This window comes from Pseudomonas sp. FW305-25, assembly GCF_017351415.1.
Classification (GTDB): Bacteria; Pseudomonadota; Gammaproteobacteria; order Pseudomonadales; family Pseudomonadaceae; genus Aquipseudomonas; species Aquipseudomonas chlororaphis.
In genome coordinates, this window is the sequence record NZ_JACNDE010000002.1 from 120,967 (window position 1) to 145,446 (window position 24,480).

At 62.8% G+C, this 24,480-nt stretch carries 19 protein-coding genes; 4 read left to right on the top strand and 15 right to left on the bottom strand.

Annotated features, from left to right (window positions below):
• Positions 1 to 16: 16 nt before the first annotated feature.
• Together J4E58_RS02910 and J4E58_RS02915 are read left to right on the top strand one after the other, a co-directional pair.
• Complete coding sequence (locus J4E58_RS02910; protein WP_009041832.1) at positions 17 to 463, top strand: hypothetical protein; 447 nt, start codon at positions 17 to 19, stop codon at positions 461 to 463.
• A 41-nt stretch (positions 464 to 504) separates the two neighbouring features.
• Positions 505 to 951 (top strand): hypothetical protein, encoded by a 447-nt coding sequence (locus J4E58_RS02915; RefSeq protein ID WP_007925830.1) that lies wholly within the window; start codon positions 505 to 507, stop codon positions 949 to 951.
• A 227-nt stretch (positions 952 to 1,178) separates the two neighbouring features.
• Here the strand turns inward: J4E58_RS02915 and J4E58_RS02920 are convergent, their stop codons facing one another.
• A complete protein-coding gene (locus tag J4E58_RS02920; protein WP_007925831.1) occupies positions 1,179 to 1,562 on the bottom strand; it encodes a type II toxin-antitoxin system PemK/MazF family toxin in 384 nt (127 codons plus the stop codon).
• A 114-nt stretch (positions 1,563 to 1,676) separates the two neighbouring features.
• The gene (locus J4E58_RS02925) at positions 1,677 to 2,570 is read right to left on the bottom strand and encodes a LysR family transcriptional regulator (protein WP_007925832.1); all 894 of its coding nucleotides are present in this window, start codon (positions 2,568 to 2,570) and stop codon (positions 1,677 to 1,679) included.
• 178 nt (positions 2,571 to 2,748) lie between these two features.
• On the opposite strand from J4E58_RS02925, the gene J4E58_RS02930 reads away from it, so the two are divergent.
• Positions 2,749 to 3,960, top strand: coding sequence for an MFS transporter (locus tag J4E58_RS02930; RefSeq protein WP_370686809.1), 1,212 nt, complete (start codon positions 2,749 to 2,751; stop codon positions 3,958 to 3,960).
• Positions 3,961 to 4,051: 91 nt separating this feature from the next.
• Here the strand turns inward: J4E58_RS02930 and J4E58_RS02935 are convergent, their stop codons facing one another.
• The 12 genes from J4E58_RS02935 to J4E58_RS02990 all read right to left on the bottom strand — a co-directional run bounded on the left by J4E58_RS02935 (position 4,052) and on the right by J4E58_RS02990 (position 20,378).
• On the bottom strand, positions 4,052 to 4,399 hold the full coding sequence (locus tag J4E58_RS02935; RefSeq protein WP_007925834.1) for a YgiW/YdeI family stress tolerance OB fold protein: 348 nt from the start codon (positions 4,397 to 4,399) through the stop codon (positions 4,052 to 4,054).
• Between the two features lie 133 nt (positions 4,400 to 4,532).
• Entirely contained in the window at positions 4,533 to 5,600 is a 1,068-nt protein-coding gene (gene hemE, locus J4E58_RS02940; protein WP_087089787.1) for a uroporphyrinogen decarboxylase, read from the bottom strand.
• Positions 5,601 to 5,827: 227 nt separating this feature from the next.
• Positions 5,828 to 7,246 carry an FAD-dependent oxidoreductase gene (locus J4E58_RS02945; RefSeq protein ID WP_007925837.1) on the bottom strand — a complete coding sequence of 473 codons (1,419 nt, stop codon included), beginning with the start codon at positions 7,244 to 7,246 and terminating at the stop codon, positions 5,828 to 5,830.
• Between the two features lie 124 nt (positions 7,247 to 7,370).
• On the bottom strand, positions 7,371 to 11,816 hold the full coding sequence (gene gltB / locus J4E58_RS02950) for a glutamate synthase large subunit (RefSeq protein ID WP_087089786.1): 4,446 nt from the start codon (positions 11,814 to 11,816) through the stop codon (positions 7,371 to 7,373).
• A 350-nt stretch (positions 11,817 to 12,166) separates the two neighbouring features.
• Positions 12,167 to 13,753 carry an SPOR domain-containing protein gene (locus tag J4E58_RS02955; RefSeq protein WP_053259362.1) on the bottom strand — a complete coding sequence of 529 codons (1,587 nt, stop codon included), beginning with the start codon at positions 13,751 to 13,753 and terminating at the stop codon, positions 12,167 to 12,169.
• Between the two features lie 10 nt (positions 13,754 to 13,763).
• Positions 13,764 to 14,864, bottom strand: coding sequence for a 3-dehydroquinate synthase (gene aroB / locus J4E58_RS02960; RefSeq protein ID WP_087089784.1), 1,101 nt, complete (start codon positions 14,862 to 14,864; stop codon positions 13,764 to 13,766).
• Between the two features lie 148 nt (positions 14,865 to 15,012).
• A complete protein-coding gene (gene aroK / locus J4E58_RS02965) occupies positions 15,013 to 15,531 on the bottom strand; it encodes a shikimate kinase AroK (protein ID WP_009041824.1) in 519 nt (172 codons plus the stop codon).
• A gap of 4 nt (positions 15,532 to 15,535) precedes the next feature.
• Positions 15,536 to 17,608 carry a type IV pilus secretin PilQ gene (gene pilQ, locus J4E58_RS02970; RefSeq protein ID WP_087089782.1) on the bottom strand — a complete coding sequence of 691 codons (2,073 nt, stop codon included), beginning with the start codon at positions 17,606 to 17,608 and terminating at the stop codon, positions 15,536 to 15,538.
• 13 nt (positions 17,609 to 17,621) lie between these two features.
• On the bottom strand, positions 17,622 to 18,149 hold the full coding sequence (locus J4E58_RS02975) for a pilus assembly protein PilP (RefSeq protein ID WP_087089780.1): 528 nt from the start codon (positions 18,147 to 18,149) through the stop codon (positions 17,622 to 17,624).
• Positions 18,146 to 18,763, bottom strand: coding sequence for a type 4a pilus biogenesis protein PilO (locus J4E58_RS02980; protein WP_087089778.1), 618 nt, complete (start codon positions 18,761 to 18,763; stop codon positions 18,146 to 18,148). Before J4E58_RS02980 ends, J4E58_RS02975 begins: the two co-directional genes overlap by 4 nt.
• Positions 18,760 to 19,326 carry a PilN domain-containing protein gene (locus J4E58_RS02985; RefSeq protein ID WP_087089776.1) on the bottom strand — a complete coding sequence of 189 codons (567 nt, stop codon included), beginning with the start codon at positions 19,324 to 19,326 and terminating at the stop codon, positions 18,760 to 18,762. Before J4E58_RS02985 ends, J4E58_RS02980 begins: the two co-directional genes overlap by 4 nt.
• Positions 19,326 to 20,378 carry a pilus assembly protein PilM gene (locus J4E58_RS02990; RefSeq protein ID WP_087089773.1) on the bottom strand — a complete coding sequence of 351 codons (1,053 nt, stop codon included), beginning with the start codon at positions 20,376 to 20,378 and terminating at the stop codon, positions 19,326 to 19,328. The genes J4E58_RS02985 and J4E58_RS02990 overlap by 1 nt, the downstream gene beginning before the upstream one ends.
• Positions 20,379 to 20,594: 216 nt before the next feature.
• Here J4E58_RS02990 and J4E58_RS02995 point away from each other — a divergent pair, with 216 nt between their 5' ends.
• Complete coding sequence (locus J4E58_RS02995) at positions 20,595 to 23,030, top strand: penicillin-binding protein 1A (RefSeq protein WP_172963018.1); 2,436 nt, start codon at positions 20,595 to 20,597, stop codon at positions 23,028 to 23,030.
• A gap of 135 nt (positions 23,031 to 23,165) precedes the next feature.
• Here J4E58_RS02995 and J4E58_RS03000 read toward each other — a convergent pair whose 3' ends face one another.
• Positions 23,166 to 24,434, bottom strand: a complete 1,269-nt coding sequence (locus J4E58_RS03000; RefSeq protein WP_007925851.1) for a malic enzyme-like NAD(P)-binding protein — start codon at positions 24,432 to 24,434, stop codon at positions 23,166 to 23,168.
• Between the last annotated feature and the right edge of the window lie 46 nt (positions 24,435 to 24,480).

Sequence of the window (24,480 nt, forward strand, 5' to 3'; positions counted from 1 at the left end):
CCCCGGAGAAAATGGAATGTCCTCCCTGCTTCGCGCCTGCCTGATCGTGCTGGCCCTGCTGACCTGTGTCTCGTGTACCAGCAAGCGCATGTACACCCCGGACCGGGTCCTGCCCGCCACCCTCAAGGCCGACCACGAGGAAATGAAACAGGCGATCCTGAAAAACCTGGTCGCCCGCAAGTGGACCGTGCAGCGCATCAGCCCGGAGCTGATCCAGGCCGAGATCACCGTGCGCGAGCAGTACCACGTGGAAATCGACATCCAGTACACACCGACCCACTACAAGATCCTCTACCGCGACAGCCGTGGCATGAACTACGCGGACGGCAAGATCCACAAGAACTACATCCGCTGGGTGCGCCTGCTGGACAAGGGCATCCTGCGCGAGCTGAAGGACAACCAGAACGAGCGGACCGCGCAACAGCTGTCCAGCTCGGCCCAGGCGATTGCCGCGCCTAATTGAGCGCCAGCCGCCGCCCCCCTTTCTATGTCAAGGAGACCACCATGCAACTGAAGACCCTGGCCGCTGCCGCCACCCTGCTGCTCTGCACCCTGCCCGGCGTCAGCCAGGCCCGTGATACCGCGCTGTACCTGCCGTTCGACAAGGTCGTCGCCGAAGCCATCAGCACCGGCAAGATCGACGGCAGCGTGAAGTTCTACCTGGCCGGCAACAAGCCAGCCGGCAAGGTCACGGTGGTCAGCGCCGGCGCGGTCACCAACAAGAAGACCAACGCCTTCAACAAGAGCGACGAAGTGGCCTGCGAATGGGTCCTGCAATCGGCGCTGATCACCCTGCACCAGGCAGCCAAGAAAGTCGGCGCCAATGCCGTGACCGACATCGCCAGCTTCTACAAGAGCAACGAGCGCAAGGATGCGAAAACCTACGAATGCCACGCGGGCGCCCTGATGGCAGGCGTCGCGCTGCGCGGCGACCTGGCGAAGGTGGAGTAAGGCGCCAACAGGTTTCCATCCCCCCGGAAACGACAAAGGGCGCCTTTCGGCGCCCTTTCACAAACAGGCTGGCTTGTCATCACGCTCTGCCTGTCTGGCTCTGCGATGGCTGGTTGCCCAGGATCCTCAGAGTCTCACAAGTCCCTTTCGGGTACGTGCGCAGTGTCGCTCGAAGCCTGCCGCCCGGCAACCGTGGCCATTGGCCTTATTCCTGGGAAAGGTTGACCTTAGATCCCCAAAGCCTTGCGCACAGCGGCTTTGATGGCGGCGAACTCTTCGTCTGTAAGTTGCAAGACTTCGTAAATTCGCCGGCCATGGCGGTCTTTGCGCCTGATCCGATCGAGTCGCGACAAGCCGACCGTGGCAAGCATGTCGCATTTCGCCCAGCAGACGCACGGTCGCCCCTGCATGCGGTTGGCAAGTTGCAGATGGTGCCCCAACACCACGTCAGGCGCGGTGGTGCTCAAGGGAACGACCGTCACCAGATGCCGGTTGCTCCTGTGCCTGCGTATGACCACAACAGGCCTGACCTTGACCATCTCGGGGACTTCATAACCTCTGAAGTCACAAATCAGGACACTGCCCTCCCTGGGCTGATAGTGAAGTGACATCCGTGACACTCGCGCAAAGAACCCGAGTCTGCGCAATGGGCCGGCGGATGAGCAAACCCGATCCGTTACCCGAGATGTCCACCTTCGGAACCCCGCGGAATACTACCCAGCAGGTTACAACTCGGCCTTGCGGGTCAGCAGTTCGACAAAGGCCTTGGCCATTGGCGAGCGCTGGTCGGTGCGCTGCGCCAGCCACACCGCCGAGACCGCCTCGGGGTCGAGCAGCGGTCGGTAGACCACGCCGTCGATGCGCATGCGCTGGTAGGACGCCGGCAACACCGAGACACCCAGCCCCGCCGCCACCAGGCCGATGATGGTCATGGCCTCGCCCGCTTCCTGGGCAAAGTGCGGGGTGAAGCCGACATCCCGGGCCAGGGTCAGCAACTGCGCATACAGGCCGCTGCCGTAGCTGCGCGGGAAGAACACGAAGGGCTCGTGGGCCAGGGCCGACAGCGCCAGGCCGGCTTCGCTGCCGGCCACCAGCGGGTGCTTGGAGCCCAGCACCGCCACCAGCGGTTCGCGCAGCAACTCCACCACGCTCAGGGAATCCGGCAGCGGCAACGGCCGCATGATGCCGACCTGGATCGACTCGTCCAGCAGCGCCTCGGCCACCTGGGTGCTGCTCATTTCCCGCAGCTTCAGGTGCACGTCGGGAAAGCGCTGGCGAAAGGCGAAGATCGCCTGGGGGATGCTGGAGTTGAAGGGCGCCGACGAGGTGAAGCCGATCTTCAGTTCGCCCAGCTCCCCACGTTGCGCCCGGCGGGCCACATCCGCGGCCTTGTCGACCTGAGCCAGCACCTGTCGTGCCTCATCCAGGAACAGCCTGCCGGCCTCGCTGAGCTCGACCCGACGATTGGTACGCTCGAACAAACGCGCGCCGACCTCCTGCTCCAGCACCTGGATCTGCTGGCTCAAGGGCGGCTGGGAGATGCCCAGGACCTGGGCGGCGCGGCCGAAATGCAGCTCTTCGGCCACCGCGATGAAGTAACGCAGGTGACGCAATTCCATGATCGCCTCATTAGGTCGCAAAACATATTAATCAGGTCGAACAATATATTGGAAAGAAACATTAGCCAGCTATATGCTTTTTTCCATTGCCTGACCGGCCGCGCTCCCCCCGAGGTCCCCCGTGAAAACCGCTGTCGCTCCACTCGCCCACGAACTCCCTCCCACCGCCCTCGATGAGGTGGTCGCGCAACTGAACGAGGTCTACATCGAAAAAGGCACGCCGATGTTCATGCGCACGGTGCTGGCGCTGTTCTGCGGCGGATTCGCCACCTTCGCCCTGCTCTACTGCGTACAACCGATGATGCCGCTGCTGTCCCGGGATTTTTCCATCAACGCCGCGCAAAGCAGCCTGATCCTCTCGGTCGCCACCGGCCTGCTGGCCATCGGTCTGCTGGTCACCGGGCCGATTTCCGACCGCATCGGCCGCAAACCGGTGATGGTGGCCGCCCTGTTCGCCGCCGCGCTGTGTACCCTCGCCAGCGCCCTGATGCCGAGCTGGCACGGGGTGCTGCTGATGCGCGCGCTGGTGGGGCTGTCCCTGAGCGGCCTGGCGGCGGTGGCGATGACTTACCTGAGCGAAGAGATCCACCCACAGCACATCGGCCTGGCCATGGGCCTGTACATCGGTGGCAACGCCATTGGCGGCATGAGCGGTCGCCTGATCACCGGGGTGCTGATCGACTTCGTCAGCTGGCACACGGCAATGCTGGTGATCGGTGGCCTGGCGCTGATCGCGGCGGCGGTATTCTGGAGAATCCTCCCCGAATCGCGCAACTTCCGCGCCCGCTCGCTGCACCCGCGCAGCCTGCTGGACGGCTTCGTCATGCACTTTCGCGATGCCGGCCTGCCGCTGCTGTTCCTCGAAGCCTTCGTGCTGATGGGCGCGTTCGTCACGCTGTTCAACTACATCGGCTATCGCCTGCTGGCCGCGCCGTATCACATGGATCAGGCCTTCGTCGGCCTGCTGTCGGTGGTGTACCTGTCGGGGATCTACAGCTCGGCGAAAATCGGTGCCCTGGCCGACCGCCTGGGACGGCGCAAAATGCTCTGGGCCACCATCTCGCTGATGCTCGCCGGCCTCGCGCTGACCATGCTCAGCGCGTTGCCGGTGGTGATCATCGGCATGCTGATCTTCACGTTCGGCTTCTTCGGCGCCCACTCGGTCGCCAGCAGCTGGATCGGCCGGCGCGCCCTCAAGGCCAAGGGCCAGGCCTCATCGCTGTACCTGTTCAGCTATTACGCCGGGTCGAGCATCGCCGGGACGGCGGGCGGGATGTTCTGGCACATGGCCGGGTGGAACGGCATCGGCCTGTTTATCAGCGCCCTGCTGTTGGTGGCGCTGCTGGTGGCGTTGAAGCTGGCCAAACTGCCACCGCTGGCCACTCGGTAGTTGCTAAACGAACATGCCGGCGACCACCCCCCGCGATCCATACGCAGGGGCCGGTCGCCGGCATGGCGATAGCTAAAGACTGTCGATCGGCTTACTTGACGATCTCCACCAGGTCGACGTCGATCTCACGCTTCATCAACCCCTTCTCGACCTCACCGGTCAGCCTGACCTGGGTCTTCTCGTTGAACGCCACTGGCGGCAGGTCTTCGTCGTCGATCTCGACGGTGATGGTGCCGCTGGCATCCTTGAATTCGTACTTGTCGTCATTGTTCAGCTTCTTGACCACATGGCCCTGCAACACCACCGGCGTATCGTCCGCGGCATCGTTGGCCGCCGCGACGCTGGTGACGGCCTGGGCGCCAGGACCGGTGTAGCCGACAGCCAGGGCGGCGGTGCTGAACAGCGGAGCGAGCAACAGAACGAGGTAACGGGTTTTCATGGCAGTGATCCAATGTGGGTTTCGATAGCGCCAGATTAACCAGTCAGGCTGAATTGAAACTTAATCCGCCAGGCCGTTTCCCGGGCGCAAAAAAAAGGCCCGGCGAATGCCGGGCCTGGTTATCGGGTCGCGATCACAGGTGATACTGCGCCGACAGTTCGTGCACCGCGCGCAGGAAAGCGCCGGCGTGCTCCGGGTCGACTTCCGGGGTGATGCCATGGCCGAGGTTGAACACATGGCCGCTGCCCTTGCCGTAGCTGGCGAGGATGCGCCCGACTTCGGCACGGATCGCTTCCGGCTTGGCGTAGAGCACCGTCGGGTCCATGTTGCCTTGCAGGGCGACTTTGTTGCCGACCCGCCGGCGCGCTTCGCCGAGGTCGCAGGTCCAGTCCAGGCCCAGGGCGTCGGCACCGGCGTCGGCAATGCTTTCCAGCCACAGGCCGCCGTTCTTGGTGAACAGGATCACCGGCACCTTGCGCCCTTCGTGCTCGCGGATCAGGCCGCTGACGATCTTGCGCATGTAGGCCAGGGAGAACTCCTGGTAGGCCGCCGCCGACAGGTTGCCGCCCCAGGTGTCGAAGATCTGCACCGCTTGCGCGCCGGCCTTGATCTGGCCGTTGAGGTAGCTGACGACCGACTGCGCCAGCTTGTCCAGCAGCAGGTGCATGGCTTGCGGGTTGTCGTAGAGCATCGCCTTGGTCTTGCGGAAGTCCTTCGACGAGCCGCCCTCGACCATGTAGGTGGCCAGGGTCCAGGGGCTGCCGGAGAAGCCGATCAACGGCACGCGGCCGTTGAGCTCACGGCGGATGGTACTGACCGCGTCCATCACATAGCCCAGGTCCTTGTGCGGGTCCGGGATCGGCAGGGCCTCGATATCGGCCAGGGTGCTGACGACCTTCTTGAAACGCGGGCCTTCGCCGGTTTCGAAGTACAGGCCCTGGCCCATGGCGTCGGGGATGGTCAGGATGTCGGAGAAGAGGATGGCCGCATCCAGTTGTGGATAACGGTCCAGCGGTTGCAGCGTGACTTCGCAGGCGAACTCCGGGTTCATGCACAGGCTCATGAAGTCACCGGCGTTGGCACGGCTGGCGCGGTATTCAGGCAGGTAGCGCCCAGCCTGACGCATCATCCACACCGGGGTGACGTCTACGGGTTGCTTGAGCAGGGCACGAAGGAAACGGTCGTTCTTCAGGGCAGTCATGTCGGCATCCGGAAAAAAAGTGCGGGCATTTTCTCAGAGCGCGACGCAAAAGGCACGGCGAGAGCCGTGCCTTTTATCTATCGGGTCAATTTGTCGCGGACTGCATCGGCTAATTCTGCGTTGATTCGGCCGGCCTCTTCGCGGGCAAGCCTCGCTCCTACAGGTCCGGTGGCATTCCTGTAGGAGCGAGGCTTGCCCGCGAATGGAGCGACGCCGATCAAGCAGATTTACACGCCCAGGTAGTCGAGGATCCCTTCGGCGGCGTTGCGGCCTTCGAAGATCGCCGTCACCACCAGGTCGGAACCGCGCACCATGTCGCCACCGGCGAAGATCTTCGGGTTGCTGGTCTGGTGCTTGTACTGGCCCTGTTCCGGCGCCACGACGCGGCCCTGGCTGTCGGTCTGGATGCTGAACTGCTCGAACCACGGCGCCGGGCTCGGACGGAAACCGAAGGCGATGACCACGGCGTCGGCCGGGATGACCTCTTCGGAACCCGGGATCGGCTCAGGGCTGCGACGGCCACGGGCGTCCGGCTCGCCGAGACGGGTCTCGACCACCTTCACGCCTTCGACCTTGTCTTCGCCGACGATGGCGATCGGCTGGCGGTTGTAGAGGAACTTCACGCCTTCTTCCTTGGCGTTCTTCACCTCTTTGCGCGAGCCCGGCATGTTCGCTTCGTCACGACGATAGGCACAGGTTACCGCCTTGGCGCCCTGGCGGATCGACGTGCGGTTGCAGTCCATCGCCGTGTCGCCGCCACCGAGGACCACGACCTTCTTGCCCTTCATGTCGACGAAGTCTTCCGGCGACTTTTCAAAGCCCAGGTTGCGGTTGACGTTGGCGATCAGGAAGTCCAGCGCATCGTGCACACCCGGCAGGTCCTCGCCGGCAAAGCCGCCCTTCATGTAGGTGTAGGTGCCCATGCCCATGAATACCGCATCGTATTCTTCGAGCAGTTGCTCCATGGTCACGTCCTTGCCCACCTCGGTGTTGAGGCGGAACTCGATGCCCATGCCGCTGAAGACTTCGCGACGATTGCTCAGCACGGTCTTTTCCAGCTTGAACTCGGGGATGCCGAAGGTCAGCAGGCCGCCGATTTCCGGGTTCTTGTCGAACACCACCGGGGTCACGCCACCGCGTACCAGCACGTCGGCGCAGCCCAGGCCCGCCGGGCCCGCGCCGATCACCGCGACCCGCTTGCCGGTCGGCTTGACCTTGGACATGTCCGGGCGCCAGCCCATGGCGAAGGCGGTGTCGGTGATGTACTTCTCCACCGAACCGATGGTCACCGCGCCGAAGCCGTCGTTGAGGGTGCAGGCACCCTCGCACAGACGATCCTGCGGGCACACCCGGCCGCAGACTTCCGGCAGGGTGTTGGTCTGGTGCGACAGCTCGGCGGCGGCGAGGATGTTGCCCTCGGCCACCAGCTTGAGCCAGTTGGGAATGAAGTTGTGCACCGGGCACTTCCATTCGCAGTACGGGTTACCGCAACCCAGGCAGCGATGGGCCTGGTCGGCCGACTGCTGGGGTTTGAAGGGCTCGTAGATCTCCACGAACTCTTTCTTGCGTTGACGCAACAGTTTCTTCTTCGGATCCTTGCGCCCGACCTCGATGAACTGGAAGTCATTATTCAGACGTTCAGCCATTACTAAAACCTCTTAACAGCAGCTCAAAGCTACAAGCTTCAAGCTGCAAGACAATCACGTGTGCAGGCATATCGCGCACTGCTGTTAACTTGCGGCTTGAAGCTTGCCGCTTGCAGCTGCGTCGTTATTGCGGATTCGCACGAGTACTGGAGAGCAGAGATTTCAAGCTCGCCGCCTTAGGTTTGACCAACCAGAAGCGACGCAGGTAGTCATCGAGGTTCTCGGCCAGGTTACGGCCCCACTCGCTACCGGTTTCCTCGACGTATTCGTCCAGCACGCGCTGCAGGTGGCTGCGATAGGCTTCCATCGCTTCGCCGCTGATCCGCTGGATTTCCACCAGCTCGTGGTTGACCCGGTCAACGAAGGTGTTGTCCTGGTCGAGCACGTAGGCGAAACCGCCGGTCATGCCTGAGCCGAAGTTGTAACCGGTCTTGCCCAGCACGCAGACGAAACCACCGGTCATGTATTCGCAGCAGTGATCGCCAGTGCCTTCCACCACGGTGTGGGCACCGGAGTTGCGCACGGCGAAACGCTCGCCCGCGGTGCCGGCGGCGAACAGCTTGCCGCCGGTAGCGCCGTACAGGCAGGTGTTGCCGATAATCGCGCTGTCCTGAGTCTTGTAGGCGCTGCCTTTGGGCGGAACGATCACCAGCTTGCCGCCGGTCATGCCCTTGCCGACATAGTCGTTGGCGTCGCCTTCGAGGTAGAGGTTCAAGCCGCCGGCGTTCCACACGCCGAAGCTCTGACCGGCAGTGCCCTTGAAGCGGAAGGTGATCGGCGCCTTGGCCATGCCCTGGTTGCCGTGGACCTTGGCGATTTCGCCGGAAATCCGCGCACCGATGGAACGGTCGCAGTTGCAGATGTCGAGCGCGAACTCGGCACCGCTGAGGTCGGCGATCGCAGGCTTGGCCATGGCGACCATTTTCTCGGCCAGCAGGCCCTGGTCGAACGGTGGGTTGCGATCGACCTGGCAGAACTGCGGCTTGTCCGCCGGGATATGGTCGCTGCCCAGCAGCGGGGTCAGGTCCAGGTGATGCTGCTTGGCGGTCTGGCCTTCGAGGATTTCCAGCAGATCGGTGCGACCGATCAGCTCTTCCAGCGAACGCACGCCCAGCTTGGCCAGCCACTCACGGGTTTCCTCGGCGACGTAGGTGAAGAAGTTCACCACCATCTCCACGGTGCCGATGTAGTGGTCCTTGCGCAGCTTCTCATTTTGCGTGGCGACGCCGGTGGCACAGTTGTTCAGGTGGCAGATGCGCAGGTATTTGCAACCCAGGGCAATCATCGGCGCGGTGCCGAAGCCGAAGCTTTCGGCGCCGAGGATCGCCGCCTTGATCACGTCGAGGCCGGTTTTCAGGCCGCCGTCGGTCTGCACCCGGACCTTGCCGCGCAGGTCGTTGCCGCGCAGGGTCTGGTGGGTTTCCGCCAGGCCCAGTTCCCACGGCGCACCGGCGTACTTGATCGAGGTCAGCGGCGAAGCGCCGGTGCCACCGTCGTAGCCGGAGATGGTGATCAAGTCGGCGTAGGCCTTGGCCACGCCGGCGGCGATGGTGCCGACGCCGGCTTCCGCCACCAGCTTCACCGAAACCAGCGCCTGTGGGTTGACCTGCTTCAAGTCGAAGATCAGCTGCGACAAGTCTTCGATGGAATAGATGTCGTGGTGCGGCGGTGGCGAAATCAGGGTCACGCCCGGTACCGCGTAACGCAGCTTGGCGATCAGGCCGTTGACCTTGCCGCCCGGCAACTGGCCGCCTTCGCCGGGCTTGGCGCCCTGGGCCACCTTGATCTGCAGCACTTCGGCATTGACCAGGTATTCCGGGGTCACGCCGAAACGGCCGGTGGCCACCTGCTTGATCTTCGAGCTCTTGATGGTGCCGTAGCGCGCCGGGTCTTCGCCGCCTTCACCGGAGTTGGAACGCGCACCCAGGCGGTTCATGGCTTCGGCCAGGGCTTCGTGGGCCTCCGGCGACAGCGCGCCCAGGGAGATACCGGCGGAGTCGAAACGCTTGAGGATCGATTCCAGCGGCTCGACTTCGCTGATGTCCATCGGCGTGTCCAGGGTCTTCACCTTGAACAGGTCGCGGATCATCGACACCGGGCGGTTGTCCACCAGCGCGGTGTATTCCTTGAACTTGGCGTAGTCGCCCTGCTGCACGGCGGCTTGCAGGGTGTTGACCACATCCGGGTTGTAGGCGTGGTATTCGCCACCGTGGACGAACTTCAGCAGGCCGCCTTGCTGGATCGGCTTGCGCGGGCTCCAGGCTTCGGTAGCCAGGGCTTTCTGCTCGGCTTCGATGTCGACGAAACGCGCGCCCTTGATGCGGCTCGGCACGCCACGGAAGCTCAGCTCGCAGACTTCCTCGGACAGGCCGATGGCCTCGAACAACTGCGCACCACGGTAGGACGCGATGGTCGAGATACCCATCTTCGACAGGATCTTCAGCAGGCCCTTGGTGATGCCCTTGCGGTAGTTCTTGAACACCTCGTAGAGGTCGCCCAGCACTTCACCGGTACGGATCAGGTCGCCCAGCACTTCATAGGCCAGGAACGGATAGACCGCCGAGGCGCCGAAACCGATCAGCACCGCGAAATGGTGCGGATCGCGCGCGGTGGCGGTTTCCACCAGGATGTTGGAGTCGCAGCGCAGGCCCTTCTCGGTCAGGCGGTGGTGCACCGCGCCGGTGGCCAGGGACGCGTGGATCGGCAACTTGCCCGGGGCGATATGGCGGTCGCTGAGGACGATCTGGGTACGACCGGCGCGCACGGCTTCTTCGGCCTGGTCGGCGACGTTGCGGATCGCCGCTTCCAGGCCGAGGCTTTCCTCGTAGTTCAGGTCGATGACCTGACGCTCGAAGCCCGGACGGTCGAGGTTCATCAGCGAGCGCCACTTGGCGGGCGAGATCACCGGCGAGCTGAGAATCACGCGGGAAGCGTGCTCAGGCGATTCCTGGAAGATATTGCGCTCGGCACCGAGGCAGATCTCCAGGGACATGACGATGGCTTCGCGCAGCGGGTCGATTGGCGGGTTGGTGACCTGGGCGAACTGCTGGCGGAAGTAGTCGTACGGCGTGCGCACACGCTGGGACAGCACGGCCATCGGCGTGTCGTCGCCCATGGAGCCGACCGCCTCGTAGCCTTGCTCGCCCAAGGGACGCAGCACCTGGTCACGTTCCTCGAAGGTGACCTGGTACATCTTCATGTACTGCTTGAGCTGGTCGACGTCGTAGAACGCCGAACCGTGGTCGTTGTCTTCCATGGTCGCCTGGATGCGCAGGGCGTTCTTGCGCAGCCATTGCTTGTACGGATGACGGGACTTCAGGCGGTTGTCGATGGCGTCGGTGTCGAGGATCTGCCCGGTTTCGGTGTCCACGGCGAAGATCTGGCCCGGGCCGACACGGCCCTTGGCGATCACGTCTTCAGGCTGGTAGTTCCAGACGCCGATTTCCGATGCCAGGGTGATGAAACCGTTCTTGGTGGTGACCCAGCGCGCCGGGCGCAGGCCGTTACGGTCGAGCAGGCAGACGGCGTAGCGGCCGTCGGTCATGACCACGCCCGCGGGGCCGTCCCACGGTTCCATGTGCATGGAGTTGTATTCGTAGAACGCACGCAGGTCGGCGTCCATGGTCTCGACGTTCTGCCACGCTGGCGGAATGATCATCCGCACGCCACGGAACAGGTCGATGCCGCCGGTGACCATCAGCTCCAGCATGTTGTCCATGCTCGAGGAGTCGGAACCCACGCGGTTGACCAGCGGGCCGAGTTCTTCCAGATCCATCAGGTCGTTGGTGAACTTGGTGCGCCGGGCCTGGGCCCAGTTGCGGTTGCCGGTGATGGTGTTGATCTCGCCGTTGTGGGCGAGGAAGCGGAACGGCTGCGCCAACGGCCATTTCGGCAGGGTGTTGGTGGAGAAGCGCTGGTGGAACACGCAGATCGCGGTTTGCAGGCGCGGGTCACCCAGGTCCGGATAGAAGGCGGCGAGGTCCGCCGGCATCATCAGGCCTTTATAGATGATGGTCTTGTGGGAAAAGCTGCAGATGTAGTGGTCGGTATCGGCGGCGTTGGCTACCGACGAACGACGACGGGCGCTGAACAGCTTGACCGCCATGTCCTGGTCGCTCAGGCCTTCGCCGCCGATGTAGACCTGTTCGATCTGCGGCAGGCGCTCCAGGGCCAGGCGGCCGAGAACGCTGGTATCGATAGGCACTTTGCGCCAGCCGATCAGTTGCAGGCCTTCGGCCAGGATCTCGCGGTTCATGTTCTCGCGAGCAGCTTCAGCCTTGGCCGGATCCTGGTTGAAGAAGACCATGCCCACGGCATATTGCTTGGGCAATTGGACACTGAAGGTTTCCTGGGCAATGGCTCGCAGGAACGCGTCAGGCTTCTGAATCAGCAGACCGCAACCGTCGCCGGTCTTGCCGTCCGCGTTGATCCCACCGCGGTGGGTCATGCAGGTCAGGGCCTCGATGGCCGTTTGCAAAAGGGTATGACTGGGTTCGCCCTGCATATGGGCTATCAGACCGAAACCGCAGTTATCCTTGAATTCATCTGGTTGGTACAGACCTGCTTTCATAGACACTTTCTCACCAGGCTGCCTCTTATCGAGACAAATTTCTTTTCAATTCAACCAATTACCATCCACGCCGAACGTACGCCGGCTTTGCGGGGGCAAAAGGGAGGTCATTGTACACACCGACACAGACGCTCACAAATTTGGCGACGAAATGTCGCAAATCTATGTCGCATTTATGAAAGGTTTAAAGCGATATGCTGTGCTAGTCAAAACTTTTTTAGTTCGGACCGCGACGACTCAAAAGCTACTGTGACGCAGACACCACAAGGCACGCGGCCTTGAAGGCAGCATGCGCATGCGGATTTTTTTGAGGTGCTGGGAGAGGCGGCCTGGGTAAGGCCGCCGAATCTTCAGCGAGTTGCTGCCAGTTCCTGTTGGACGCTGGCGACAGTGCGAGGCCAAGGTTTACCAGCCTGAACCTTCGCTGGCAAGGCCTTGATAGCGGTAACGGCTGCATCACGGCTGCTGAAGCTGCCGTAAGTGATCACATACAGCGGTTTGCCGTTGAGGACTTTCTTGAAATAACGGTACTGAGCGCCCTGCTCCTTGACGAAGCTCTGCGCCGCGGCTTCGGAACTGGTGCCCAGGATCTGCACGACGTAGTTGCCTGGCGCCTGACCGGCGTACCAGCTACCGCCGGTGGCGGCCTTGGCTACGGTGACAGGTTTCTCGGCTGGCTTGGCGGCTGGTGCAGCCGGCTTGCTGACCGGAGCAGGCGCAGGCTTGACCACTGGAGCCGGCTTGGCGGCAGCGACCTGGGTCGGTGCCGGGGTCGGACGGGCTTCAGGCGTCGGCGCCGGACCGGCTGGCACGCCGGCTGGCGGTGCAATGGTGGTCACGGTCGGCGGCGTGGCGCTGGAGCCTTCCACCGGCACACCATCGTCCCCCTCGGTGATCCCGCCGGCGGCTTCAGCCAGAGGGCCGCGCATCACCGGTTGCGACTGGCCGACCAATGGCAGCGGCATTGGCTGGGAAGAACCGGCGAACTCGACAGCCGGGCTGCCATTGCTGTTCGGTTGCGGTGTCTGGCCCAGCGGCAGCTGCGCCTGTTCGTTGGCTGGCGCACCGGTACTTGGTGCCTTGCTGCGACCCGGCATCAGCCAGGCAGCGGCAACGGCCACCACTACGACTGCGGATATCGCCAATACGTGTTTCTTCGGCATGTTGAACCCCATACTTGGACGCTTGACCGCTGAGCGGCTGGCAATCATGGCTTCGATCATTGCATCCCGGGCGACCTGGTTGATGTTGCCAGGCCAGCCATCGGAGCCTTCGTGAATATCACTGATCTGATCCGCGGAGAAAAGTTCGATACCCCGTCCTGCGCCTTCGAGACGCTGCGCCAGGTATTCGCGGGTTTCCTCTTCGGTGTAAGGCTGCAGTTCGATGACATGGAAGCGCTCTTCTTCCGCGCTCAGCTGCTCCAGGCCGGCAATCAGCGACGACTCGCCGAACAGGAACACATGCGGGCGACCTTCCGGTGCGCCGGCAGCGAGCGCCAGCAGTGCCTCGAGCGCCGACTCGTCGAGCTGCTCGGCGTCATCCACCAGCAGATAGACTTCCTGGCCGGTCAGGGCCAGTTGCACCACTTGCGCCAGGATCGGGCCGATTTCGGCCTGCTCGACGTTCAGCGCCTGGGCCACCTGCCGCAGCACGCCCGCCGCGTCGCCGGCACCACGGGCGGAAACCACCACGCTCTGTACCGACTGCTTGTTGGTGCTGGCTACCAGGGCCTGACGCAGCAGCGTCTTGCCGCTGCCTTGCGGGCCGGTCACGACCAGCAGCAGCTGGCTGTAGCGCGCCAGGTGATGCAGCTGCCCCAGCACCGGCTTGCGCTGGGCGGGGAAAAACTTGAAGCCCGGCACCCGTGGAGCGAAAGGGTCATGGCTCAATTGATAGTGGCCGAGGAAGGCCTCGTCGGCATGCAAACTAGTCATGGGGATCTTATTAACCTTTAAGCTGAGCCAGGGCGCGGTAATCCGCTCCCAGCGTGGCCTGTAAAACCTCTTTCGGATAATCGTCGGTCACTACGGCTTCGCCCATGCGGCGCAACAGCACCAGACGCAAACGACCATCGATCACTTTCTTGTCAATTGCCATGTGTTCGAGAAAATCCGCTTCGGTCATTTCCTCGGGTGGAATGACCGGCAAGCCTGCGCGCTGGAACAGGCGAATGCCGCGGTCACGCTCCTCGGCGGTGATCCAGCCAAGGCGTGCGGACATCTCCAGTGCCATTACGGTGCCAGCGGCGACCGCTTCACCATGCAGCCAGACACCATAGCCCATGTGGGTTTCGATGGCGTGGCCGAAGGTATGCCCCAGGTTCAGCGTGGCGCGCACACCGGACTCACGCTCGTCGGCGCCCACCACGGCCGCCTTGGCCGCGCAGGAGCGTTCGATGGCATAGGTCAGCGCCTGCTGGTCCAGGGCTCGCAAGCGGTCGACGTTGTCTTCGAGCCAGGTAAGGAAGGGCTCGTCGCAGATCAGACCGTATTTGATGACTTCCGCCAGGCCGGCCGACAGCTCGCGAGGCGGCAGGGTATTGAGCGAGGCGGTATCGATCAGCACCACGTTCGGCTGATAGAAGGCACCGACCATGTTCTTGCCCAGCGGATGGTTGATACCGGTCTTGCCACCCACCGACGAATCGACCTGGGACAACAAGGTGGTAGGAATCTGGATGAAATCGACGCCGCGCTGGTAGCAGGCGGCGGCAAAGCCGGCCATGTCGCCGATCACCCCGCCGCCGAGGGCGATGATCGTGGTGCGGCGATCGTGGCGTGCGGTCAGCAGGCCATCGAAAATCAGTTGCAGGGTTTCCCAGTTCTTGAACGCTTCGCCGTCGGGAAGAACCACCGAGATCACCGAGAACTGGGCGAGGCTGCGTTTCAGACGCTCAAGGTACAGCGGCGCTACGGTTTCATTGGAAACGATCGCCACTTGTCGCCCGGCGATGTGCGGAGCCAGCAACTCGGGCCGGTCCAACAAACCTTCGCCAATATGAATCGGGTAGCTGCGCTCGCCTAGATCGACCTTAAGTGTCTGCATGTGTCCCCACAGTGAAGATGGAAGCTGGTGTCCTGCCTTGCATTAACGACTGGCATTGCCTGGCTTTCTGACGCCGCGCAATAGCCATGCGCCACAACCGCGAGCGATCATGGCAAGGCGCCGAGGATAGCGCATTTCCCGCTGCGCATTAACGGGGAGGCAGTTGCTGCAGGCGGTCCAGTATGTCCAGCACCACCATGCGCGGTGGCCGTTCATCGGTTTCAACCACCAGGTCGGCGATTTCCCGATAAAGCGGATCGCGAATTGCCAACAGGTCCCGCAGGGTCTTCGCCGGATCGGCCGTGCGCAGCAGCGGTCGATTGCGATCCCGTGCGGTGCGACCGACCTGCTGCTCCACCGAAGCATGCAGATAGACCACACGCCCCCCGGCATGCAGCGCCAGACGGTTGGCTTCGCGCATCACCGCGCCGCCGCCGGTCGCCAGGACCACGCCATCGGCGGAGCACAGCTCGGCGATCATGGCCTGTTCCCGATCACGAAAGCCCGGCTCACCTTCTTTATCGAAGATCCACGGGATATTGGCACCCGTGCGCAACTCAATTTCCTTATCGGAATCTTTGAATGGCAGGCGCAGCTCTTTGGCCAGCAAGCGACCAATGGTGCTTTTTCCAGCCCCCATTGGCCCAACAAGAATCAAATTTCGCACAGAATCAACGACTCACAGCAATCGCCTGGTTGTTCATGATACGCGGAGTGAGAAATACCAGCAGCTCGGATTTTTTCTCCGACACCACGTCACGCCGGAAAAGGCGGCCAAGATACGGCACATCGCCGAGAAATGGCACCTTATCTACAACCTTGCTTTGCGTATTGGAGAAAACTCCACCGATGACGATGGTCTCTCCATCGTTGATCAGGACCTTGGCGTTGACCTCGTTCTTCTTGATCGGCGGCACGTCCTGGACTTTGTTCAGGTAGTCAGGCTCGTCCTTGGTGACCTTGACCTCCATGATGATGCGGTTATCCGGGGTGATCTGTGGCGTCACCTCCAGGGATAGCGAGGCCTCCTTGAACGACACCGAGGTCGCCCCGCTGGAGGCGGCTTCCTGATAGGGGATTTCCGTGCCCTTGAGGATCTTCGCCGTCTCCTTGTCGGACGTGACGACCTTGGGCTGGGAGACGATTTCCCCGTTACCGGTCTTTTCCATGGCTGTCAGCTCAAGGTCCAGCAACACATTGTCGGTGATGAAGGCGATACCCAGGCCGGAGGTATTGGCGGTAGTGCCCAGGTCGACGAACGGTGAGTTGCTGCTGGTGCTGCCCGGCGTGCCTATGGTGGAGGAGCCGTTGGTGCCGTTGCTGACCCCCGAGGCATTCCAGTTGCCCTGGTTCTGGATCGAGCCGCCCCAGCGCACGCCCAGGCTTTTGTCGTAGTCGACGTTGGCCTCGACGATCCGCGCTTCGATCATCACCTGGCGCACCGGGATATCCAGCTGGCTGACAATCCGCCGCAGCTCGTCCAGGCGCTCCCGGGTCTGGTAGGCGATGATGTTGTTGGTCCGCTCATCGACAGTGATCGACCCGCGTTCGTCGGACTTGTCCTCGGCGCGGGTGACCGACTGGAACAGCTTGGCGATCTCCGCGGCCTTGGCGTAGTTGACCTGCAGCAGTTCGCGCCGCAATGGTTCCAGGTCGGCGATCTGCTTCTGCGACTCCAGTTCCTGGCGTTCGCGGGCAGCGATTTCATCGGCCGGCGCCACCAGCAACACGTTGCCCACCTTGCGCTTGTCCAGCCCCTTGGTCTTGAGCACCAGATCGAGGGCCTGGTCCCACGGCACATTCTGCAGGCGCAAGGTAATGCCGCCCTGCACCGTATCGCTGGCCACCAGGTTGAGGTTGGTGAAATCGGCGATCAGTTGCAGCACCGAGCGGACCTCGATGTCCTGGAAGTTCAGCGAGAGCTTTTCGCCGTTGTAGGCCGAGCGCTCGGCGTTGCGTTTCTGCAGGTCGCCCGAGGTCATCGGCCTGACGCTCACCGTGAGTTTGTTATCCGTCTGGTAGGTCGAGTAATCGAAAGTGCCGCCGGGCTCGATGGTGACGATGGCCTTGCCGGACTCCGCCCGGGCGCTGACGAACTGCACGGGGGTGGCGAAATCCTTGACGTCCAGCCTGACCCGCAGGGGCTCGGGCAGGCGGGCCTTGGCGAAGGTGAGGACGAGCTTGCCGCCGCGCTCCTGTATATCCGGGCTCATTCCCGAGTCGGAGAGATCGATCAGCACATTACCTTCGCCTTGCTCGCCGCGCTGGAAATCCACGCTGCGAATCGACCGCCCCACGGAAGCCACGGCTTTGGCCCGCCCGGACGCGACAGCCGGCTGCCCCGGCGCACTCAGCACCGCCGTCGCCCCCTGGCCGATCACCACAAACAGCTGATTGCCGGCGACCCGAGTGCTGTAGGGCGCCAGCGCGACCAGATTGACGACGACCCGGGTACGCTGCCCCGATTCGACCACCGTCACGCTGCGCGCATTGCCATTGCCCAGGTCACGGCTCTTGTCTGCCAGCTGACTGACAACACCGGGCAGATCGAGGGCGATCCGCGCCGGCTGGTCGGTGGTATAGCCGCGCGGCTCGGGCACCGGCCCATCGAAGGTGAGTTTCAACTCCAGGCGATCCCCCGGCAGTGCCGCGACATCCAGGGCCTTGAGGCTGGCCGCCATGGCCATCGGTGAAAGCAGCGCCATCCATAGCGCAATACCGAAGGCTGAAAAGATCCTGTTCATGATGCGAGTTCCACTATGAGTGTTCTTTTAATGGAATGGTCCGTGGTCGCTCCAGCCACGCTCCCGCTCCATCGGGAACAATCTCGACCACCTCGACCTGTGAATCGCTGATCGCGACAATCCGCCCGTCGTTACGCCCCAGGTAATCGCCGACCTTCAGCCGATGCACGCCACCGGCGCCACGCAACAGCGCAAAGAAGCCGGAAGCATTGGAAAGGGTGCCCACCATCTCGAACTGTTCGATGCTGAAGCCCTCGAGATACTGCTTGCTACGGTTCGGATCCGGCTTGACCGCAGGCGAGCCTGCCCGACGTGCCGCCAGGTCCACCCTGACCGCAGGCTGAAACGGGCTGCGCAAGGGTGCGGCGTTATAGGTGAACGTTGGGTAAGACCCGAATGCCGGCATTGGTTCAATCTCGCCGGGCGACTGCAACCGCGCCTCGTTCATGTAGGCATCCAGATCACTGAAGTCGTCATCGTTGCCACAACCAGCCAGCCCGACAAATGCCAGCACCAGCAACAAGCCGTGAGCGCGCTTCATGGGCGTGGCACCTTGTAGCGGTAAGTCCTGGCCAGAATGTTCATGCGCAGGTTCGAACCGACCTGCGGCGTGACCGGTTTGATCTCGAAATCATGCAGGGTGACGATTCGCGGCAAACCGGCCACGCCGCTGACGAAAGTCGCCAGTGCGTGATAGCCGCCGGTAACCCTGATCTGGATTGGCAATTCGACGTAAAACGGCTGGACCACCTCCGGCAACAGCTTGATCTCTTCGAACTCCAGCCCGCTGCCAAGCCCGGTACGGCTGATGTCTTCAAGCAGGCCCGGCACCTCGGTATCGCTGGGCAGCTGGCGCAGCATGAGGCCAAAGGCGGTTTCCATGGCCTTCATCTGTTCGGTGTAAGGCCCGAGGTTGGCCACCAGGCGCGCCTTGCTGGCGAACTGCTGTTTCAGCACGGCCTCGTCCGCCCGGCGCTGGTCGAGTTGCAGCAACAGGTCCTTGAGGTACAGGTTGTAGCCGAGGGCCAGTACCAGCAGCATGACCAGCGCCACGACCACACCTTTGACCAGCGCCGGCCACGCCCCCATGTTGCTCATTTCCAGCTCGCCGAGATCGATCCGGCGCATCTGCGCCCACCCGCCGGACAGGTTCATTGCCCGTCCTCGCCCAGGGCGGGCCGGGTCTGATGGACGGTCAGCTGAAACACATTGACCTGGTCGGCGTTGTCCGCCCCGGCGGCCTTGACCTCTGTCAGGCTCGGCGCGTCGAACCAGTCGGAGGCGTCCAGGTTGCGCATCAGGTCCGAAACACGATGGTTCGATTCGGCCGCCCCGGTGATGGAAAGAGTCTGCCCGCTCATCCTGACATCGGTGAAATACACCCCGTCCGGCAGGGTGCGGGCCAATTGGTCGAACACCCGCGCACTGGTGGAGCGATTGCCTTGCAGGTCCTGGATGATCTTCATCCGTTCCACCAGTTGCTCGCGATGCAGCTTCAGCTCGCCGATCTTGGCGATCCGTTGATCGAGCAAGGTGATTTGAGCGCCTACGTGATTGTTGCGCGCCAGTTGCCTGTCGATCGCCCGGTCGATGATCCTGTCGCCCGCGAACAACACACCCAGGGCCACCGCCACAGCCGTCGCCAGGGCCAGGAAAAAGTGGCGACGCCGCTGTTCGCGCCGCGCCTCGCGCCAGGGAAGAAGATTGATCCGCGCCATCAGTCGAAACTCCGCAAGGCCAGCCCACAGGCGATCATCAAGGACGGGGCTTCGCTGGCCAGGGCTGCGGCGTCGACCTTGGCGCCGATGCTCATGCCAACGAAGGGGTTGGCGATCAGCACAGGCAAGCCCAGGCGCTGCTCGATCAACGGGACAAGCCCCGGAACCGAGGCGCTGCCACCCGCCAACAGGATGGAGTCGACCTGGTGTTGCGGGGCGGAGGCCTGGAAAAACTGCAACGAGCGCGAAACCTGTTGCACAACCGCCTCCTGAAAAGGTTGCAGCACCTCACTGGCGTAATCGTCCGGCAGGCCACCCTGCTTTTTCGCCAGGCCGGCCTCTTCTTTCGACAGCCCGTAGCGACGCTGGATGTGTTCGGTCAGTTGGTGTCCGCCGAACAACTGCTCACGGGAATAGACGATCTGCCCTTCATGCACGATGCTCAGGGTGGTCAGGGTGGCGCCGATATCGACCAGCGCCACGGTCCGGGCAGCCGGCGAGCCAGCCGCCAGGGCGAACGAACGCTCCAGCGCGCAGACTTCCAGGTCCACCACTCGGGCCGTCAGCCCGGCGAGCTCGAGCGCCGCCTCGCGAACTTCGATGTGCTCCTTGCGGCAGGCCGCCAACAGCACATCGACGCGTTCGGGATTGCGGGCCGAATAGCCGAGGACGTCGAAATCGATGGCGGCCTCGTCCAGCGGATAGGGAATGTACTGGTCGGCGTCGACCTTGAGCTGGCTTTCCCGATCGTCGTCGGACAGCCCGGCCTCCATCTCGATGACCTTGCTGATCACCGCCGAGCCGGCCATCGCCAGCGCCGCGTGCTTCGCACCCGGCCGGGCCCTGGCCAGCAGGCGAGACAGGGCATGCCCGACCCCTTCAGGCTCGACGATGTTTTTTTCGACCACGGCGTTGGCCGGCAACGGCTCCACGCCATAGGCCTCGACCCGAAAACGGCCACCGACACGGCTCAATTCAAGAAGCTTGACCGAGGTGGAGCTGATATCGATCCCCAGAAGGGAACTCGCCTTTTTACTGAAGAGTCCTAGCACTACCAATTCCCTATGACTATCCGTGACTTACGGACTCTGGAATGTCCATTGCGTTCAATCACCACGTCTTGACAGACGGGCAAATGACGCCCTTGGCGGAAAAATGCTTATAATGCCCAGCGATTTTTCCGCGATTTATCTGCTGCGTGAGCCGATTCCTGACTGTGAATACCTGACGCCCAATTCATTCCTTTCTCTGGAAATCCAAAAGCCTTGATTCGTCTGCTGAAGTTTTTCGGGTGGTCCATCGTCGCTGTGTTCTGCGGGCTGCTCCTCGCTCTCTCCGGCGCGTTTCTCTATCTTAGTCCTGGGTTACCGTCGGTAGAGGCGCTCAGAAGTATCCAGTTGCAGATTCCCCTGCGGGTGTACAGCAGCGACGGCAAGTTGATTGCAGAATTCGGCGAAATGCGCCGCACTCCAATCCGTTTCGCCGACATTCCCCCCAACTTCATTAATGCGTTACTAAGTGCTGAAGACGACAATTTCGCCAACCACTACGGCGTCGATCCCAGCAGCCTGATGCGTGCCGCGACCCAGCTGGTCAAGAGCGGGCACATCCAGTCCGGCGGCAGCACCATCACCATGCAGGTGGCGAAGAACTTCTTCCTGAGCAGCGAACGCAGCTTCTCGCGCAAGACCACCGAGATCCTCCTGGCCCTGCAAATCGAGCGCCAACTGACCAAGGACGAGATCCTCGAGCTGTACGTCAACAAGATCTACCTGGGTAACCGCGCCTACGGCATCGAGGCCGCGGCCCAGGTGTATTACGGCAAGTCGATTCGCGATGTCAGCCTGGCGCAGATGGCGATGATCGCCGGCCTGCCCAAGGCACCGTCGCGCTTCAACCCGCTGGCCAACCCGGCGCGCAGTAAAGAGCGCCGCGACTGGATCCTCGGGCGGATGTACAAGCTCGGCAAGATCAGCGAGGCGGACTACACCGCGGCGATCAACGAGCCGCTGAACGCCAGCTATCACGTGCCGACGCCGGAAGTGAACGCACCGTACATCGCCGAGATGGCCCGCGCCGAGATGGTCGGTCGTTACGGCAGCGACGCCTATACCGAAGGTTTCCGCGTCACCACCACGGTACCGAGCGACCTGCAGGAACTGGCCAACACCGCCGTCCATGAAGGCCTGATCACCTACGACCAGCGCCATGGCTATCGCGGCCCCGAGTCGCGCCTGCCCGGCAAGACCCACGCTGCCTGGGCCCAGGAACTGACCAAGCAACGCAGCATCAGCGGCCTGGAACCGGCGATCGTCACCCAGGTCGACAAGAACGGCCTGCAGGTACTGACCCGCACCGGCGAAGAGCACGTAGGTTGGGACAGCATGAAATGGGCGCGCCCGTTCCTGAACACCAACAGCATGGGTGCCGCTCCCAAGCAACCGAGCGATGTCGCCCAGGTCGGCGACCTGATTCGCGTGCAGCGCCAGGCAGACAACTCGCTCAAGTTCCGCCAGATCCCGGTCGTTCAGGGCGCACTGGTGTCCCTCGATCCGCAAAACGGCGCCATTCGCTCGCTGGTGGGCGGCTTCGCCTTCGAGCAGAGCAACTACAACCGGGCGCTGCAGGCCAAGCGCCAACCCGGTTCCAGCTTCAAGCCGTTCGTCTATAGCGCCGCGCTGGACAATGGCTACACCGCCGCCAGCCTGGTGAACGATGCGCCGATCGTGTTCGTCGACGAGTACCTGGACAAGGTCTGGCGTCCGAAAAACGACACCAACACCTTCCTCGGCCCGATCCGCATGCGCGAGGCGCTGTACAAGTCGCGCAACCTGGTTTCGATCCGCCTCCTGCAGAGCCTGGGCGTGGACCGCACCATCGACTACATCAGCAAGTTCGGCTTCAACAAACAGGACCTGCCGCGCAACCTGTCGCTGGCCCTGGGCACCGCGACCCTGACCCCGATGGAAATCGCCACCGGCTGGAGCGTGTTCGCCAACGGCGGCTACAAGGTCACGCCGTACATCATCGACAAGATCGAAAGCCGCAACGGCGAAACCCTGTTCACCGCCAACCCGCCGAGCGTACCGGCTGGCGACACGGCCAGCAGCGGGATAGCGGCACCGGCGCAGCAGGGCTTCACGGTGGACAACGTCCCTGGCGAGACCCCGAGCCAGGCCCCTGTACAGGCACCCGCGGTGGCCGAACGCATCATCGATGGCCGCACCACCTACATCCTCAACAGCATGCTGGAAGACGTGATCAAGCTCGGCACCGGGCGGCGCGCCCTGGCCCTGGGCCGCACCGACCTGGCCGGCAAGACCGGGACCACCAACGAATCCAAGGACGCCTGGTTCTCCGGCTACAACGCTGACTACGTGACCACGGTCTGGACCGGTTTCGACCAGCCGGAAAGCCTGGGACGCCGCGAGTATGGCGGCACCGTGGCCCTGCCGATCTGGATGAACTACATGGGCGCCGCCCTCAAGGACAAGCCGGCCCATACTCAGGCCGAGCCGGAAGGCATTCTCAGCCTGCGGGTCGACCCGGTCAGCGGCCGCGCCGCGACACCGGGCACACCGAACGCCTACTTCGAACTGTTCAAGAGCGAAGACACGCCGCCTTCGGTCAACGAACTGGGCAATGGCTACGCCCCTGGCAGCCCGCTGCCGGCGGACGAGTCGGCGCCGATCGATCTGTTCTAGAGAGCAGTCGCAAGCTGCAAGCTTCAAGCGGCAAGAAAGAGCAGAGCGGCGCCGCCTTTCTCTTGCAGCTTGAGGCTTGAAACTTCCCCATAAAAAAACCCGGCTCGAAGGCCGGGTTTTTTTATGGGCTGCTATTTAGCCGTTGAATACGTCATCCACGCTTTTGAGCGGGTAGTTCTTCGGATATGGCAGGGTCGCCACGCCAGTCTCGATCGCAGCCTTGGCCACGGCATCGGAGATCACGGTGATCAGACGGGCATCCATAGGCTTCGGAATGATGTACTCACGACCGAATTCCAGCTTGATGCCGCCGTAGGCGTCGCACACTTCCTGAGGCACCGGCAGCTTGGCCAGTTCGCGCAGGGCGTTGGCCGCGGCCACTTTCATTTCTTCGTTGATGCGCTTGGCGCGAACGTCCAGGGCACCACGGAAGATGAACGGGAAGCCCAGTACGTTGTTGACCTGGTTCGGGTAGTCCGAACGACCGGTGGCCATGATCACGTCGCTACGGGTGGCGTGCGCCAGTTCCGGGGCGATTTCCGGATCAGGGTTCGAGCAGGCGAACACGATCGGGTTGGCAGCCATGGAGCTCAGGCCTTCGGCGCTCAGCAGGTTCGGGCCGGACAGACCAACGAACACGTCGGCACCTTTGAGGGCGTCAGCCAGGGTGCGCTTGTCGGTCGTGTGGGCGAAGACCGCCTTGTACTGGTTCAGGTCGTCGCGCTCGGAGTGGATCACGCCGGTACGGTCGACCATGAAGATGTTTTCGATCTGGGCGCCCATGCTCACCAGCAGCTTCATGCAGGAGATGGCGGCGGCACCGGCGCCCAGGCAGACGATCTTCGCGTCCGACAGGGTTTTGCCAGCGATTTCCAGGGCGTTGATCATGCCGGCCGCGGTCACGATAGCGGTGCCGTGCTGGTCATCGTGGAATACCGGAATGTCGCACTGCTCGATCAGGGCGCGCTCGATCTCGAAGCACTCTGGCGCCTTGATATCTTCCAGGTTGATGCCACCGAAGGTGATGGAGATGCGCTTGACGGTGTCGATGAAGGCTTGCGGGCTTTCGGAGTCGACTTCGATGTCGAATACGTCGATGCCGGCGAAGCGCTTGAACAGCACGCCCTTGCCTTCCATCACCGGCTTGGAGGCCAGTGGGCCGAGGTTACCCAGGCCGAGAATCGCGGTGCCATCGGAAATGACTGCAACCAGGTTGCCCTTGCCGGTGTATTTGTAGGCCAGTTCAGGATCGCGGGCGATTTCGCGTACTGGTTCGGCTACGCCGGGGCTGTAGGCCAGCGACAGGTCGCGGGCGGTAGCGGTGGCCTTGGTGAGCTCGACACTCAGTTTCCCTGGACGGGGATTGGCGTGATATTCGAGAGCGGCAGTTTTCAAATCAGACATGTGGGCATTCCGCTTTTTACTGTTGGACAGACGGACCGCCGAGGAT

Coding starts and splice junctions, on each gene's coding strand:
- J4E58_RS02910 (WP_009041832.1), top strand. CDS start 17: ATGTCCTCCCTGCTTCGCGCCTGCCTGATCGTGCTGGCCCTGCTGACC.
- J4E58_RS02915 (WP_007925830.1), top strand. CDS start 505: ATGCAACTGAAGACCCTGGCCGCTGCCGCCACCCTGCTGCTCTGCACC.
- J4E58_RS02920 (WP_007925831.1), bottom strand. CDS start 1,562: ATGTCACTTCACTATCAGCCCAGGGAGGGCAGTGTCCTGATTTGTGAC.
- J4E58_RS02925 (WP_007925832.1), bottom strand. CDS start 2,570: ATGGAATTGCGTCACCTGCGTTACTTCATCGCGGTGGCCGAAGAGCTG.
- J4E58_RS02935 (WP_007925834.1), bottom strand. CDS start 4,399: ATGAAAACCCGTTACCTCGTTCTGTTGCTCGCTCCGCTGTTCAGCACC.
- hemE (WP_087089787.1), bottom strand. CDS start 5,600: ATGACTGCCCTGAAGAACGACCGTTTCCTTCGTGCCCTGCTCAAGCAA.
- J4E58_RS02945 (WP_007925837.1), bottom strand. CDS start 7,246: ATGGCTGAACGTCTGAATAATGACTTCCAGTTCATCGAGGTCGGGCGC.
- gltB (WP_087089786.1), bottom strand. CDS start 11,816: ATGAAAGCAGGTCTGTACCAACCAGATGAATTCAAGGATAACTGCGGT.
- J4E58_RS02955 (WP_053259362.1), bottom strand. CDS start 13,753: ATGACTAGTTTGCATGCCGACGAGGCCTTCCTCGGCCACTATCAATTG.
- aroB (WP_087089784.1), bottom strand. CDS start 14,864: ATGCAGACACTTAAGGTCGATCTAGGCGAGCGCAGCTACCCGATTCAT.
- pilQ (WP_087089782.1), bottom strand. CDS start 17,608: ATGAACAGGATCTTTTCAGCCTTCGGTATTGCGCTATGGATGGCGCTG.
- J4E58_RS02975 (WP_087089780.1), bottom strand. CDS start 18,149: ATGAAGCGCGCTCACGGCTTGTTGCTGGTGCTGGCATTTGTCGGGCTG.
- J4E58_RS02980 (WP_087089778.1), bottom strand. CDS start 18,763: ATGAACCTGTCCGGCGGGTGGGCGCAGATGCGCCGGATCGATCTCGGC.
- J4E58_RS02985 (WP_087089776.1), bottom strand. CDS start 19,326: ATGGCGCGGATCAATCTTCTTCCCTGGCGCGAGGCGCGGCGCGAACAG.
- J4E58_RS03000 (WP_007925851.1), bottom strand. CDS start 24,434: ATGTCTGATTTGAAAACTGCCGCTCTCGAATATCACGCCAATCCCCGT.